This is a genomic window from Clostridium gasigenes, from assembly GCF_900104115.1.
Taxonomy (GTDB): Bacteria; Bacillota; Clostridia; order Clostridiales; family Clostridiaceae; genus Clostridium; species Clostridium gasigenes.
Genome location: NZ_FNJM01000017.1, coordinates 26,312 through 42,215, shown reverse-complemented (window position 1 = coordinate 42,215; position 15,904 = coordinate 26,312). Strand labels below are relative to the sequence as shown.

15 protein-coding genes and 1 pseudogene are annotated in these 15,904 nt (G+C 28.0%); 1 reads left to right on the top strand and 15 read right to left on the bottom strand.

What is annotated here, in order from left to right:
• Positions 1-13: 13 nt before the first annotated feature.
• Positions 14-253 carry a hypothetical protein gene (locus tag BLS77_RS17370; protein WP_089972816.1) on the top strand — a complete coding sequence of 80 codons (240 nt, stop codon included), beginning with the start codon at positions 14-16 and terminating at the stop codon, positions 251-253.
• Positions 254-269: 16 nt separating this feature from the next.
• Here BLS77_RS17370 and BLS77_RS17365 read toward each other — a convergent pair whose 3' ends face one another.
• From BLS77_RS17365 to BLS77_RS17295, 15 genes and pseudogenes are all read right to left on the bottom strand, one after another.
• A complete protein-coding gene (locus tag BLS77_RS17365; protein WP_175490902.1) occupies positions 270-2,066 on the bottom strand; it encodes a YcaO-like family protein in 1,797 nt (598 codons plus the stop codon).
• Between the two features lie 101 nt (positions 2,067-2,167).
• Positions 2,168-2,815 carry a hypothetical protein gene (locus BLS77_RS17360; RefSeq protein WP_089972808.1) on the bottom strand — a complete coding sequence of 216 codons (648 nt, stop codon included), beginning with the start codon at positions 2,813-2,815 and terminating at the stop codon, positions 2,168-2,170.
• Between the two features lie 84 nt (positions 2,816-2,899).
• On the bottom strand, positions 2,900-3,097 hold the full coding sequence (locus tag BLS77_RS17355; RefSeq protein ID WP_089972805.1) for a hypothetical protein: 198 nt from the start codon (positions 3,095-3,097) through the stop codon (positions 2,900-2,902).
• 720 nt (positions 3,098-3,817) lie between these two features.
• Positions 3,818-4,079, bottom strand: a pseudogene (locus BLS77_RS17350) (hypothetical protein).
• An 18-nt stretch (positions 4,080-4,097) separates the two neighbouring features.
• Positions 4,098-4,262, bottom strand: coding sequence for a hypothetical protein (locus BLS77_RS20060; RefSeq protein WP_089972802.1), 165 nt, complete (start codon positions 4,260-4,262; stop codon positions 4,098-4,100).
• 391 nt (positions 4,263-4,653) lie between these two features.
• Positions 4,654-5,586, bottom strand: a complete 933-nt coding sequence (locus tag BLS77_RS17340) for a glycyl-radical enzyme activating protein (RefSeq protein WP_089972800.1) — start codon at positions 5,584-5,586, stop codon at positions 4,654-4,656.
• Between the two features lie 62 nt (positions 5,587-5,648).
• Positions 5,649-8,078 (bottom strand): glycyl radical protein, encoded by a 2,430-nt coding sequence (locus BLS77_RS17335; protein WP_089972797.1) that lies wholly within the window; start codon positions 8,076-8,078, stop codon positions 5,649-5,651.
• 207 nt (positions 8,079-8,285) lie between these two features.
• A complete protein-coding gene (locus tag BLS77_RS17330) occupies positions 8,286-8,534 on the bottom strand; it encodes a hypothetical protein (RefSeq protein WP_089972794.1) in 249 nt (82 codons plus the stop codon).
• A gap of 153 nt (positions 8,535-8,687) precedes the next feature.
• Positions 8,688-10,781: a BglG family transcription antiterminator gene (locus tag BLS77_RS17325; protein WP_089972792.1), complete on the bottom strand. Its 2,094-nt coding sequence runs from the start codon at positions 10,779-10,781 to the stop codon at positions 8,688-8,690.
• A 209-nt stretch (positions 10,782-10,990) separates the two neighbouring features.
• The gene (locus BLS77_RS17320; protein WP_089972789.1) at positions 10,991-12,355 is read right to left on the bottom strand and encodes a PTS ascorbate transporter subunit IIC; all 1,365 of its coding nucleotides are present in this window, start codon (positions 12,353-12,355) and stop codon (positions 10,991-10,993) included.
• A gap of 35 nt (positions 12,356-12,390) precedes the next feature.
• Positions 12,391-12,675: a PTS sugar transporter subunit IIB gene (locus BLS77_RS17315; protein WP_089972788.1), complete on the bottom strand. Its 285-nt coding sequence runs from the start codon at positions 12,673-12,675 to the stop codon at positions 12,391-12,393.
• A 14-nt stretch (positions 12,676-12,689) separates the two neighbouring features.
• On the bottom strand, positions 12,690-13,148 hold the full coding sequence (locus BLS77_RS17310) for a PTS sugar transporter subunit IIA (protein ID WP_089972786.1): 459 nt from the start codon (positions 13,146-13,148) through the stop codon (positions 12,690-12,692).
• A gap of 18 nt (positions 13,149-13,166) precedes the next feature.
• Positions 13,167-13,880: a transaldolase gene (locus BLS77_RS17305; RefSeq protein ID WP_089972784.1), complete on the bottom strand. Its 714-nt coding sequence runs from the start codon at positions 13,878-13,880 to the stop codon at positions 13,167-13,169.
• A gap of 104 nt (positions 13,881-13,984) precedes the next feature.
• On the bottom strand, positions 13,985-14,710 hold the full coding sequence (locus BLS77_RS17300) for an ATP-binding protein (protein WP_175490901.1): 726 nt from the start codon (positions 14,708-14,710) through the stop codon (positions 13,985-13,987).
• Complete coding sequence (locus BLS77_RS17295; RefSeq protein ID WP_207648706.1) at positions 14,682-15,746, bottom strand: conserved phage C-terminal domain-containing protein; 1,065 nt, start codon at positions 15,744-15,746, stop codon at positions 14,682-14,684. Before BLS77_RS17295 ends, BLS77_RS17300 begins: the two co-directional genes overlap by 29 nt.
• Between the last annotated feature and the right edge of the window lie 158 nt (positions 15,747-15,904).

Genomic DNA, 15,904 nt, shown 5'->3' with positions numbered 1-15,904 from the left:
TGGAAGATTACCTATGGATTACGAAAATAAAAAAGTTAATAATAATATATCTTTGCTTAAACAATTTAAAGTTCCTGCTATGGAAGATTATTTTTTAGAAGTACGTTTTAAATACCCTACTGGAACTTGGTCTGGTTGCATTCCTATAAGTTCAAGATATCAAGGTATACACATTCCACAAAATAAAGTTGATGTATTTCACTATGCTGAAATATGCTATTCTCATCTCTTGAAAAACCTATTGTGTTTTTAAATTCTGTACCTAATATCTACCCCATCTTATTTAAATCATATCTATCTTTTAAAATCATAAATATTCTATCATGTTCCTGGCTGAAGCACTTATTAGAATAAAGACATTTATTACAATTCCAACAGGAAATAGATTCAAAATTATCTATCACCTTATTATTGTCATGAAAATTATCAACAACATCATTTATTATTTCTGTTGAATAAAAATTCTCTAATAATTCTATATTTTCATCTAAATTAAAATTAGATGCCTTATTACCAATAAAGTCTCTAACACATCTATAATATGTGTAATTATAAATATCTAGAGTGGGATTTTTTAATTTTTTTATAAATTCATCTATATAGCTAAAGCTATTTTCAAATTCTCCATTTTTATAACATAAAACACACTTCAATAACTCTATATCAGAGTAATACCAATTGAAGTTATTTATCATATTTAAATTTAATATTTTTGGAACTGATAATTTATTTTTTATATTTAAACTATTTAAGGTATCTACTAAATATCTACATTCATTAGAATTTAAACTATTAATATTTCTTAAGTATTTTTTTATGCTAACAAATTTAATATAACTATCTAAAGCTTCAATATCGTCTATTGATTCAACTTCACTAAAACCTGGAACAATTACATGATAACTAGGAAATCCTAAGAATGAAACATCTCTTACAAAAACACTATATTCCTCTTTTTCTAAAATATCTAAAAGATATTTTAACATATCTGAATTTTTATCACTATATCCACTTAAAAATTCATTAAATTCATAACTATAATTACTTGAAAATAACTCCTTATGATAAACTCCTGAACCATTTACTAATATCCCAATCATATTATTATGAAGATTCTCAACTTTAGGAATAGAAGAAAACTCTGTAACTCCTTTAAGCATTTTTGCATGTTGCCCTTGTAATAATTCTGTAAGAGTTCTTTGCAAAGCTATTTCAAACTTAGGATGAGCTCCAAATTTTACAAAATATGTCTGATTTAATCTATTAATAACTATTACCCCTATTACTGGGTACCCTTTTCCTAATGAACAATCTTTAACTATAACTTTATAATCTCCCGACTCTTCTAGTTCATTTATCATCTTGTTAAGTAATGGATACTTAGCTATATAATTTTTAGGAATATCAGGTGGTATAATATTTTCCATTAATATTTTTTTATTTACATATCTTTCAAAAATTTCTGATAACCCTTGAACTAAAGCCTCTTCCCTTGTATTACCCGCACACATTCCATTAGACATATACATTTTAGAAACCATCTTTATTGGTATGTATGATTTCCTTTTACTATATAGATTATTATATGGAATACATATAATATCATCTTCAAAATCTTCATAGGCTATTTGCATCCACTTTTTCATTAATTTTTTTATATCAATCTCTTTTTTTATTAATTTGTCTTGAATTTTAAACCATTCATTATCAAATTTTAGTATCTGGTCTAATGACATATTCTTTTCATCTGGACAATAATAAAAACCCTTATATTTAAGAGCTCTTGGACTTACATCAACAGATAATTTGAAAAATGCTTGGTTTTGAAGTCGTTCCATTAACTCTCCATAAGCACTTGCTAGAGCATATGATGGACTTATTCCTTTACCATTAGTACTTAGATTAGTATTGTTAATCCTTATAGTCACTGAGTGGTAATTTTCGAGGGAATTATACCAATTGCTTTCAGATGTATTTATTCCAATTTCATTTAATATATTTTTTATATTAGATATAGTTGTATCTGGATTATTATCTTTTAAATTTATATCTTTGTATCTAATCATCATTTCACCTCCATATTTAATTTTCAAAATATTATCTATCCCTATAAATTAAGTTTATCTATTACAAGGGACTTATAGAATCCCTCGTAATGTGTATTACCTTAATATAATCTTTCTGTATCTTTTTTCTTTTTTTTGATCTCCTCTATCTCTGACATTCCTTTCATGCCTTGCATTCCTTGCATACCCTGCATGCCTTTCATTCCTTGCATTCCTTGCATACCATCCATTCCTTGCATGCCTTTCATACCCTGCATTCCTTGCATTCCTTGCATTCCTTGCATTCCTTGCATTCCTTGCATTCCTTGCATTCCATCCATGCCTTGCATTCCGCACATACCTTTCATTCCATCCATTCCTTGCATGCCTTGCATGCCTTGCATACCTTGCATACCTTGCATACCTTGCATTCCTTGCATTCCTTGCATTCCTTGCATTCCGCACATACCTTTCATTCCCTGCATTCCCTGCATTCCCTGCATTCCCTGCATACCATCCATTCCATCCATTCCTTGCATTCCTTGCATTCCTTGCATTCCTTGCATTCCTTGCATTCCTTGCATTCCTTGCATTCCTTGCATTCCTTGCATGCCTTGCATTCCTTGCATACTATCCATTCCGTGCATGCCTTTCATCCCCTGCATACCTTGCATTGCTTGCACCATAGAGTTGATACACATCATCTGCATCATTTCTTTCATTTCATCCTTATCTATGCTATTTTCCAGCATTTTTTTTTCATTTTCCACAATAAACCTCACATGTAATTATTCATATTATATACATATGCTAATTATTAGATTTTATTTACTACTAATATTAAAATTATATATCTATTTACATACGCAACAATCATTATAAATATTGCTTTTAATAACTTTTATAAATTCATCTTTTACTATATCTAATTGCTTCTTAAACCCATAATTAGAAGTATTATTTGGTAATATTTTTATTTCTTCGATATCAAGAATCTCCTTATCTATATAATTAACTGGAATAAAAAATATTTTTGGTCTTGATAAATACATACTTATCCTCGCTTTTAATTAATTCATAATAATATATTCAATTTTTATATAATATAGTACTTATCATTTTTCTTTTTAAGTTACTCTAAAACAATTAATATTCTTTAAATGTTAGCAAGCACTAAAAGATTATTAACTTTTTATATAATAAAGGTTATACTTAGCGTAAACACTAAATACAACCTTTCTTCAAAATCCATTATCCAATTTTAGTAAAAGCCTCATTTATTTATGGTACGGTTCACTCTTAATTATTCTAAACTCTCATATTAGATATCCATTCTTCATAGTTCTATCTTTATTATAATTTAACAATCTACTTATTTTACCCCTTTAAGTACTACCCCCGCTTTAAACCCACCACGTTCTTCCAACTTCGCCTCCCTCCTTTCAACTATTCGAGATTCTTTTATAACTATTTCATCTATTAAACCTATATATTCTTTACTTTCAATACTTATATTAAACGTCTATATTTAAAAATAAATTCTTTTTTACAATTTTTTTTTTTACAATAGAAATTAATGTAAAGCTTACACTTTAGGTACTTGAAAGAAAATAATAGATCAAGGTGCGACGTATATTTTGAAAGTGCCTTAATTTATTAACGGAAAAAAGTTCAGTGTAACTTTGTAATTACACTAAATTTTTATTGTTTACAATTAGTTATGGCTTCTTTTAACAATACTTGTAGCTTAGCCTTTATATCATATTATTAGCTCAACTTGGTATATTTTTATCCTTCCAAATAATGTTACCATTTTTAAAATCAATTATTTCTCTAAACATATCTGTATTATCATACATATTTATCTCATCACATATTTCTATAACTTTATTTAAATTCTTCAATGATTCATAATACCGTCTTTCAATAGTATCATCAGGTACTCCATGGCCACCTTTTTTCATATTTATTTTCATTATAATAAATAGACTTATATATTGATGTTTTTCCAGCTCCATTAACACCTGCGAAAATTGTATAGGCTTTGCATAATTATTTACCTATAACCTTTTCTTCTTCTTTTTGTAAAACCATATTAGATAGAGTCATGCAAAATTTTTTTTCATCTTCTGTTTTTGCATTTTTAAATAAATTCTTTAATTGACTATATGAATAATTCACGAATATATCATATAATGTTTCATTATTATTCTCCATATCCAATACCTCCTGTTTAAAACTATATATTATATATCAATAAAAGAAATTAATAAAATCTAACAGCTATTCTTTAATTCCAAGTATTTTTTTTATTAGCGACATAATTTCCAAACTATTCTATCAAATTCATTATTATCTTTTCATATTTCATCATCTGAAGGAGTTTCAATTTTTTCCTCTACAAAGGCCAAGTCTCTTTTGCCAAAGCATTACTCCTAATTCTTGATTTCTATCTTCTTATGCTAAAAATTTATTTCATTGTTCTATCCTAATATATTTAATCTCATATAGCCTTTTTTTAAATGTCCTTGACTTAGCATCCGTTTTACTTGGAACTCCTAGCTATTTTAAAGGGTTTGCGGCTTAAAATCCCATTATAAAAATACTCTTAATTACCTCCAATACTACATTTAACTTCATAATTCTCAACTATATTTTTAAATTTTTCCATTACGTCATCTGTTGGTGTCATAACACTCTTTGGCATTCTATAACTTTTGCCTAAACAAGTATATTTATTTAAGCCGAATACATGATATGGCAATAAATGTATTTCTTCTATATATTTTAAACTTTTTACAAATTCAACTATCTCTTGTATACTATTTTCATCACAATTAAAATCAGGAATAACAGGTATTCTTGCAATAACTTTTTCTGCCAGTTTTACAATAGTCTTTGCATTGTTTAATATAGTTTCATTACTAACTCCTGTAAATTTAATATGCTTAGAGTTATCAATATGCTTGAAATCCAAAAGAACAAGATCAGCTAATGGGATTACTTCCTCAAGTATATTATTATTTGCAAATCCTGTAGTCTCTATAGCTGTATTCCACCCCATACTTTTACAAGCTTTTAATAATTGAGATGCAAATTTCCATTGCATAAGAGGTTCTCCACCTGATAGTGTAACTCCACCTCCAGATTTTCTAAAATGTATAGAATCCTTTTTTATGAGTTTAATGACCTCTTCTACTGTCATATCATCCCCTGACATAAGGAGCGCTTCTGAATAGCATTTATCAACACACTCTCCACAATTTATACATTTATTTTTATCTATCTTATACTCATTATTAAAATTAATAGCATCTCTTTTACACACTTTTATGCAATTACCACACTCATTACAATTTTCACTATTAAACATAACTTGTTTGTATGTAGATTGTGATTCTGGATTGCAACACCAAGTACATGATAGTGGACATCCTTTTAAAAAAACTATTGTTCTAATTCCAGGTCCATCATTTACAGAAAATCTTTGTATATTAAAAACTACTCCTTTTTCTTTATAATTAATATCATTTTCAAACATTTTTATCGCCTCTTTAAAAATATTTTTAAATTAAGGCTTGATAACCTCAAGCCTTAACTTTTTTAGAAAGCTTGTTCTGTTCTTGCTATAATATCATCTTGTATACTTTTATCAAGACATATAAATTGAGCACTATATCCTGCAACACGAATAACTAAATCTCTATATTGTTCAGGATGTTTTTGTGCCTCTATCAGAACAGCTTTATCTATTACATTAAATTGTACATGCATACCTTTTTCATCAAAATACCCTCTTATAAGTGATGCTAAATTTTTAAGTCCATTGTCATTTTTTAATGAAGATGGATTAAACTTTTGATTAAACAAAGTTCCACTTGCTGCAATAAAATGATCAAGTTTTGCTACTGAATTTGCTGCAGCAGTTGGACCATTTGTATCCATCCCTCTGTTAGGAGATACTCCATCTGCTAGAGGTTGATTAGCGCTTCTGCCATCTGGAGTAGCACCTACTTGACTTCCAAGGTGAACATTATTTGATACTGGATACAATCCTGGTAAAAATTTACCACCTCTTACGTTTGTATGTTTTTCAACTTCTTTACAATAAATAAGTGCACCTTCACGAGTTAATTCATCAACTTCATCTAAGTCATTTCCAAACTTAGGAGCTTTATGAATAAGAATGTTCTTAATTTCATTAAACTTATTTCTTTTAAACTCATCACATTTTTCATCTTGTCCAAAATTTGTAAGCAGAGCATCTTTTAAGTCATTTAAAGTAATCTTTTTATCCTCAAATACAAGTTTTTTTATTGCCATGAAAGAATCGCCTATATTTGCAATTCCAACTCCTAATGGTCCAGAATAACGATAATGTGCACCACCATCTTGAATTGATTTACCTCTTTCTATACAATCATCCATCATGCAAGATACAAATGGAAGCGGTGCTCTTTCTCTATGTGCCATATCCACACAGTTATCTGCGCACACCATTTGTGATACAAAGTACTGAGTTTGTTCCTTATAAGCTTTTATAAATTCATCTAAATTCTTAAAAGAAGTAAATTCACCAGTTTTAGGTCCTATTTGTTTTTCATTAAATTTCCCATTATTTACGGTCATTTCTAGCACTTTTGCTAAGTTGAAGAATGCAGCATCGTACCATCCATCTGTCTTTCCGCCACATTGAGGTTCTACACATCCTACAATAGAATAATTTCTAGAATCCTCTAAGGTTACACCCCTATTTAAAAGAGAAGGTATAATTACTTCATCATTATACAAAGCGGGGAAACCAAGTCCAAGTCTTACTAACTCACAGCATCTGAGTAAAAACTCTTCTGGAGTCTTACTCCATATTCTGGCTGAAAGTGAAGGCTGTGGCAATTTCAAACTTCCGGTAGCTTCAATACACATATATGAAAGTTCATTTGTAGCATCATTTCCATCTACTGTCTGACCTCCAACTATAAGATTTTGAAACATTCCATAACCGCTAAATGCCTTAGTTACAACTTCATCACGTATTTTTGTTATATCATTAAATTTAACCCATAGGCAATCTATAAGTTCTTGAGCTTCTAGCATATCTATATTTCCTGAGTCAATATCTTTTCTAAAATATTCATAGGTATATTGATCAAAGCGTCCTGGAGATATAGCATGTCCATTGGATTCTAAACTTATTATCACTTGTATAAACCAAAATGATTGAACAGCTTCATAAAATGTATCGGAACCGTTCCCAAGGGCTCTATCACAAATTTCTGATATATTTATCAATTCCCTTTTTCTAGTTGAATTATTTTCATCTTCTGCCATATTCAATGCCAATTTTGAATATCTTTTAGCAAAATTTATTGCTGCGTTACAAGATATGATTATCGATTCCCAAAACTCCCTGTTTTTTATAAATTCGGGATCAGCTTTATTACTATTATTTATCTTATTCTGAACTTCTTCTACAATCCCTTTTAGTCCATTTTTTATTACTTTTTCATAATCTACCACATAATGTCCAAGGCCATTAAAATAATAATTTCCACAAGTAAATACATTAGTACTCATTGCATCCTGTGTTTCTTGTGGCATATATGCTTTAGCTAATTCACTTACTGTTTTTCCATCCCAATACTTAAATAATTCTACTAGTTCTGATTTAACATCTTCGGATATCTCATATTTATCAGATGTTCTTTTCCCTATTCTATCAAACTCTGATACCAGCCATTTATTAGAAAATTCCGGGAACACTTGAGCTGATCTTGGATTTTTAGATAATGTACCAACTATAAGTTCACCATCTCTAATTACTACAGGAATTTCATTTAATATTTTTTCTAAAGCCTTAGCTTTGCGTATAATTATAGGCTGATCTTCTGTTTCTTTAAATGATTCAGTGATAAGTCTAGCTCTCTCCACTTCAACACATGGTTGTGCAGAAAGTATTTCTTCTTTTAATTTGTATACTCTTTCAGTACTATTTTTAAAACCCTTTGATAAAAAATTTCTTTTTAAAGTTTCCATTTATACCACCCTATCCTTTTTAGTTTTTTATACAATCAATAAAAAAATTGACTGCATATATTTCTTAATACTATATTATTTTAACACATTTTATAATTATTTACATATAGCCTTTTGTTGTTCTTTTGGTAAAACCATATTAGATAGAGGCATAACAAAAAGGTGGTATTTCGTGTATACGACACGAAATACCACCTTTTTGTTATGTTATTTTACGGCTTTTAACTTTGCTATATCATAGCAATTTACCTTAGTTACTTCTTTAACTTCTTTTAATTCTTGAAGATTACTTAATACTGATGTTTTAAATTCACTTAGGTTTACAGTTTGATTGTAAACCACTTCTAATGTTTTATCTAACTTATCTACTTTATTTTCTATAGTATCTAATCTTTCATTAGTTTTAATTTGCCCTTGCTCTAATCTCTTTAAAATTTCTAACATCTCTTTTTCCACTCTTCAATCACTCCTTGTAATATCTATAGTATATCTAAAATTAGTTATTATTAATAGGCTTAATATTTTCTAATTTTATTTTTATAATATTACATTTTTCTTGTGCCAACTTCTTTCTTGGCAAATAAATTTATATTTATATTATATCATTTTTTAAAATGCTTTAATAGGTGCTATGAACTCTAATATCTCTTTAACGGTATCTGATCCTTTTAATAACTCCATAAATTCATAATTTTCTATTAGTTTCATTATCTCTGTTATTATATTTATTTCAATTTTTTCATCAGGAGTTGCTACTGTTATAAATACTTTTATATTATTATAAGCCCCTATTGTTATTTCTTGTTTAAATGTAGTAATAGTTATTCCAAACTTATCTACATATCCATCACCCTTAGCATGTGGTATTGCTATTCCATTATCTACTACAATATATGCTCCTAGTTTATTGATACTATTAATCATAGCATCTATATATCCTTGTTTTATTGTTCCATTTATTATCAAAGGCATAGCTGCTAATTGTATAGCTTCTTCCCAATTTTCAGCTTCTATATTAAGTTGTATTTCTGAAGATGTAATATAATCCTTTATAGATTTTTTTAGGTTACTTTCTACTTTAAAATATTTTTCTAAATCTTTTAATAGATTTTCTTCATTATTTATATTACAACTCCTACTAATTATATTTACTATTTCATTAATTCCTTCACACTGCTTAGAAGAAGGTTTATAATCTAAATATTGCCTTAGTAAATTTAAATCTTTTTCATTTAAAATAGGTGATATAATAATTGTTGGTATATCTAATTCTTCTTCTATATTAATGGTAGATACAATTAAATCTACCTTTTCATTTTTTATATAATCTTTAATACCATGAACTGATATTATATTAATTTTATCTATATTGAATTTACTCTTTATTTTATTTTCTAATAATCTGCCTGTAGCAAACCCTGCTGAACATACCACTAATATATTCTTATGCACTCTTACTACTGAACTTTTATTTTTTTCTATAGCTGCACATACATAAAGAGTTATATATCCCAGCTCATCATCACTTAATTTATATTTATACTTTTCTTCTATAAACATGCACGCACTTTTAACTAATGAAATCTCTTTTTTATAAATTTCATTTATGCTATCTAAACTTGGATTTCTAACCTCAACCTTAAACCTTAACCTAAAAATCAAACCTTTTATGTGATTTAAAAACGACTTATATAAATGAGTATCCATATAAATTCCACCTACATAGGCTTGTTCTACATTTTCCAATATAGTTCCAGTTATTGAACATGCTTCAAAATAATCCTTTGAATCATCAATATTATCATTATTACTATTTGAAGATAGTATCATATAAGTTAAATATCCAATTTCAGCTTTACTAATATCTATTTTAAATTTACTTATTAATTTATTTATTATATTTGTAGCTGCACTATATTCTTTTTTATATTCCTCTTCTAATACCCTATACCTATTTGATTCTTTTTCGTCTTCTTTATATGATCTATTTATAATAATAAATGCAGTCATAACAAGGTTCATAAAATCTATATCTGTGAAAACTCCAAATTCCATTTCTAATTCTTTAATAAAGCCTCTAATGCAATCTAAATTTTCATTTGATAAATCTATTTTACTAATTTTATTTAACACATTACTATTTTCATTTTTATATACATTTTCTAAATTATCTAATATGTTATATTCACCATTTCCTATTAACAATTCCTTAAGGGCAATTCTAATGCTTTTCTCTTCTCCCTCAATTGATATTCCTTTATTACTATATTTAATGATTTTTATATTATAAGTACTAAGCCATAGCTTTACTTTTCTTAAATCAGAAACAATAGTACCCTTACTTACAAAGAACTTCTCTTGTAATCTACTATAGGTACACACCTTATAACAACTTAATAAATCGTATAAAATTATTCCTATTCTTTCGTTGCTTGATAAAATATACTCTGCTGCATTCATGTTATTTAATAAATTAATTAGTAGAGCTCTTTCTTTATTATCCAATACTACTTTTAATGGAGAATTTGGCTTTTTTTCTATTTCAGTAATATTGCTACTTCTTAGAAATTCATTTATAGAATCTATATCATATCTTATCATTCTATTAGATACATTAAATTTATTTGATAGCTCATCTACACCTACATTGTTATTAAGTATTACTATTTTTCTTAATATTTCTCTACATCTTGCATTTAACATTAATTTCTCCTAGACAATTACTTTAACTAATTTAAGGCATCATAAAATAAATAATACTGGTCTATTATTTATTTTATGATGCCTTACTATTATTTATATTTTAATATTAACTATAGTATGATTAAGTTTTTCTAACCTCTTTTTTAACTCACAATAATTAATAAGGGATACTTTCTACTTAAAGAAAGAATCCCTTATATATTCTCTAATTATTCATTATTATTATTTATTACTTTATTCTTAGTTTTCATAAAGCTCGGTACAATTACTACTGCTACTAATAATGCTAATAACCCTAAAACTCCACCACTTCCTAAGAATTCATATAATTTCCCTATTGCAATACCTACAACTCCAAAGTCAAAATCTCCAAAAGTAGTATTTGAGAATCCTAAATTACCTAGTACAGGTAATAATAATGCTGGTATAAATGTTATTAATAATCCATTTATAAATGCTCCTATTGCGGCACCTCTTTTTCCACCTGTTGAATTACCATAAATACCTGCTGTTGCTCCACAGAAAAAATGTGGAACTAGTCCTGGTATAATTAACACACTGCCTGCAAACCCTAACAGAACCATTCCTATTATCCCACCTATAAAACTAGCTACAAACCCTATAACTACGGCTGTTGGTGCATAAGTAAAGAATACTGCACAATCTACAGCTGGTATTGCATCTGGAATAATCTTTGTTGCAATTCCTTGGAAAGCTGGTAATAAATCTCCAAGTATCATTCTAACACCTGCATAAACTATAGTAACACCTACTGCAAATTTCATAGCGCTCATTAATGCGAATAACACCATATTTGTTCCACCTGATAAGGTTTCAACAAATTCTGATCCTGATGCAAATGCAGCTATTAAATAAAATACCATCATAGTTAATGCTGTTGATATTGTAGTATCTCTTAAAAAACTCCATTTTTCTGGTATTTCTATTTTTTCAGTACTATCTTCAGGCTTACCAACTTTTCCACCTATCCAAGCAGATATATAATAAGCTAAGCTACCAAAATGACCCATTGCTACCTCATCACCATCAGTAACTTTTAAAGTATATTTTTGACCAATTGCTGGTAAAATAGCACTTATTAATCCTAAGAAAGCACCACCTATAGCTATTAAACCCCAGCCTCCAAAGCCTGCTGTTTGAAGAACAGCTGATAATAAGCAAGCCATGAAGAAACTATGATGACCTGTTAAGAATATATATTTAAACTTAGTGAACCTAGCAATTAAAAGATTCACTATTAACCCCAAAAGAAGTATTGACATTGTTTCAACACCAAGTACTGTTTGTGCAACAGATACTATAGCTTCATTATTTGGAATAACTCCTTCTATGTTGAATCCTTTTTGAATCATTTTTCCTAAAGGGTCTAAATTACGAACAATGAAATCTGCACCTGCACCTAGCATTAAGTAACCTAAAATTGGTTTTAGTGTTCCAGTCATTATTTTATGAGAAGGTTTTCTTAGAGCAACTAACCCTATAAAAGCCATTAATCCCATTAATAATGCCGGTTCTTTTAATACATCTTTAAAAAATTCTAAAATAATACCCATTGATAAGTTCCCCCTGTATATATTAATTAAATTATCTACCTAGCTAATTCTTGATATTTAAGTTTAATAGATTCTAAAGCATCTTCTGTAATTTTCTTTTTATTAATATAACTTCTAACAACTATAGTCTTTTCTTTTGGGAAATTTATAGCTAATTCTTTTACAGTAATAAATAAATCACATTTTTTCCCTGATGCTGCTCCTAAATCACAAGATTCAACATCTACACTTATTCCTGCTCCATTACATATTTCTTCTATTTTCATAGCTAACATTAAACTACTTCCTATTCCATTTCCACATACAGTAATAATCTTCATAATTGTTTCCACCCCTATTTGTTATTTTTATATGACTCTAATAATATTTCTATTAGTTCATCCTTTGTTTTAATATTACTACATTTTTCTATTACTTTATCGTCGTCTAAAATAACACTTAAATCCTTAAGCAACTCAATATGCGATTCACTTTCTTTTGCACATAATGCAAATATAAGTTTCACTGGATCAAATTCTTTATTTCCAAAATTCACTGGTTCTTTTAATGTAATTATAGAAATTCCACCATCTATAACTCCACACTCTGGTCTTGCATGAGGCATGGCTATTCCTGGTGCCATAACTATATAAGGTCCAATTGCCTTTACTGTATCAATCATTGCTTCTATATATGTTTCTTTAACTTTATTGTTTTTCACTAATATATCTCCTGCGGCTTTTACAGCTCCTTCCCAATTTTCTACTTCAACATTTACTTCAACTACATCTTTATTAATTATTTTTTCTATCATTTTATTTGACCTTTCCCTTTACAAGATTGAAAAACCTAAACTTTTTGCATCTTTATAAAAATCTCTTACAGTTTCTACTGAATAGTCATTTAAACTTTTTCCTATTAAATTGTTTTTTCTAAGCATACTATTTTGAACTGTTATAATATGACAACCTAATTTATCTGCTTCAAAAATATTATATAATTCTCTACAACTTGCCCATAATATTTCTATATTTTTATATTCTTTAACTAAACCTACAGCTTCCTTAATTATTTCGGCTGGGTTAACTCCTGTGTCTGCAATTCTACCTGCAAATATTGATATAATAGCTGGGGTATCCTTGTTTAATACTTTCAGAGTATTTTTAACTTGCTCTATAGTAAATATAGCTGTAACATTTACTTTTATGTTTTTATCCGTAATTTCTTTAATAATATCTCCTGTAAAATTCCCTTTAGTGTCTACTATTGGAATTTTCACATAAACATTTTCTCCCCATGTGGCTATTTCTTCTGCTTCTTTAATTATTTGTACCTTTTCATCAGCAAACACCTCAAAAGAAACTGGCATATCTCTAATTAATCCTAATACTTCCTTACCAAATGCTCTATAATCTTTTACACCTGCAATTTTCATAAGTGATGGGTTTGTTGTAAACCCATTTACAATTCCTTTTTTATATTCCTCTAACATAGATTTTAAATCTGCCCCATCTGCATATATTTTTACATTTAAATTTTCTAACATATTTTCTCCCCCTTTTTCCTCTTCTAGTTTATTATATGCAATAAACTATTAGTATAAAAGTTCATTCTATTTCCCTTTTAAAAGGAAATAGTTAAATAAGTAATCTATTTTTTCTCCTCTCGTCCCTTTAACCTATAGTTACTTTCACTACCTAAAACTTCTGCTTTATAATCACCTACCATCTCATAAATTCTACTTCCTAAGGCTTCATCTATTTCAATTATCGCATCTATAGTTTTCTCTGTTGAAATTAGTATTGGTAAATTACTCATATATCTATAATTAATTATTTCAAACATAATATTAACATCTGATGGTGTAATTTGCCCTTTAAACAAATCATCTATTAAAAGCACTTCTGCTTTTTTATATTTTGCCATGTTTTCATTGTATATCTCACCATTCATAACATTTTGTTTTAACTCCATTATTATTTCTCTATAAGGCATATACACAACATTTGTTTTTCTCCTAATTAGATTATTTGCAATTGCTACTATTAAATGTGTTTTTCCGCAGCCTGAGTTTCCAGATAAAATTAAAGAATTTTTTTTATCCTCTTTTATAGAATCAAAGTTTAAAAAATATTTTGTAGCTAAATCTTTCATTGTTGTTGCACCTGCACTCCATTTTTCAAAGGCTATAAAATTAAGCTTACTTGTTTCTAAGGTTAACCCTGCTTTTTTCCATCCATTATTATTGTTTAGCATTTCTTTTTCATAACATTCACATCTATATGCACAAGTTCTCTTGTCTACTCTAACCTCAATCCAGGTTGTATCATCACAAAGGGGACACCTTTTAGAAAAGCTCTCTCTCTGCTCTTTCAATTTCTTCTGCTGTAAGTGGCTTAAAGTTTCCAAATCTTGTTCTTTCTTTAGTTTCCTTATTCTCTCCACTATCTCTAACATTTTTAAATTGTTTTCCATAAGCTTGTCCCCCTGTCCAATTTGATTTTTTAAAGTGATTTTCTATATCTTTTACATCTTCAGTCAAATATCTTTCAAACTTGGTTCCAAATAAGGTTTCTGGTCTTAAATAAACTTTCATTGAGTTTTTTGACCATTCATCATATTTTTTATCTATTACTTTCTTGAAATCATCTAAAGTGTGGCCTTCTCTAATTCTTGCATTTATACATCTTTGTGTTTTTCCTGTTGTGTATTTATAATTTTTATTACACCTTATATTTAAATAACCAATTATCTCTTCATACATTTCTTTTTTAAGATTTTTCTTATCTTTATTTTTCTTATTTTCATCTTCATTATTTTTCTTATCTTTATTCTTCTTAACTTGATTTCTATTATTTTCACTTTTATTAGCTTTTGATTTGTTATTACTACTGCTAGATTCTATGTTTTCAAAATTTGTTTTCTCGCCAAAAATATCTAATTGGATAACATCTTCTTCTAGGTTATCTATATCTACTGGATTTTCTACTATAGATCTTTTTCTCCTTGTTCCACTTAATTCTAAACATTCTATTTCATTTTCTATTTCTTCACTTTCATCATTTTGAAACTCTTTAGTCTTCACTACCTTTTTAGTAATTTCCTTAGCTATTTTCACCATGTTATCTACTGATTTCTTTATTTTTATAACCCTACGCTCTATTGCATATTTGCCTTCTTCATAAACATAATTTATTGATATGTAACCTTTGTTTTTCAAATTTTTAATTATTGCTGAACATCTAGATTTACTTAATTTGAAAAACTCGCCAAAATATCTATTGCTTGCATAGCAACCTTTTTCACCATCTAAAGCATTTATTTTAACTATAAATAACTTTTCAATAAGTGTTAAATCTTCATTTTGCCATATTTCTGTTGAAATCCAAATACCTCTGCATGTTGTTTCCATAAAATCCACTCCTACATATATCTAATTTAAAATATTCTAAATAGATTATTTTTTAGCCTTCACTATAATATATGCAGTAGTTAAACTTTTTGAAAAAATAATTTACTTTTTTTATATTTTTTTATAATAAATTTATATAGACTTAAAACTTAAATGGA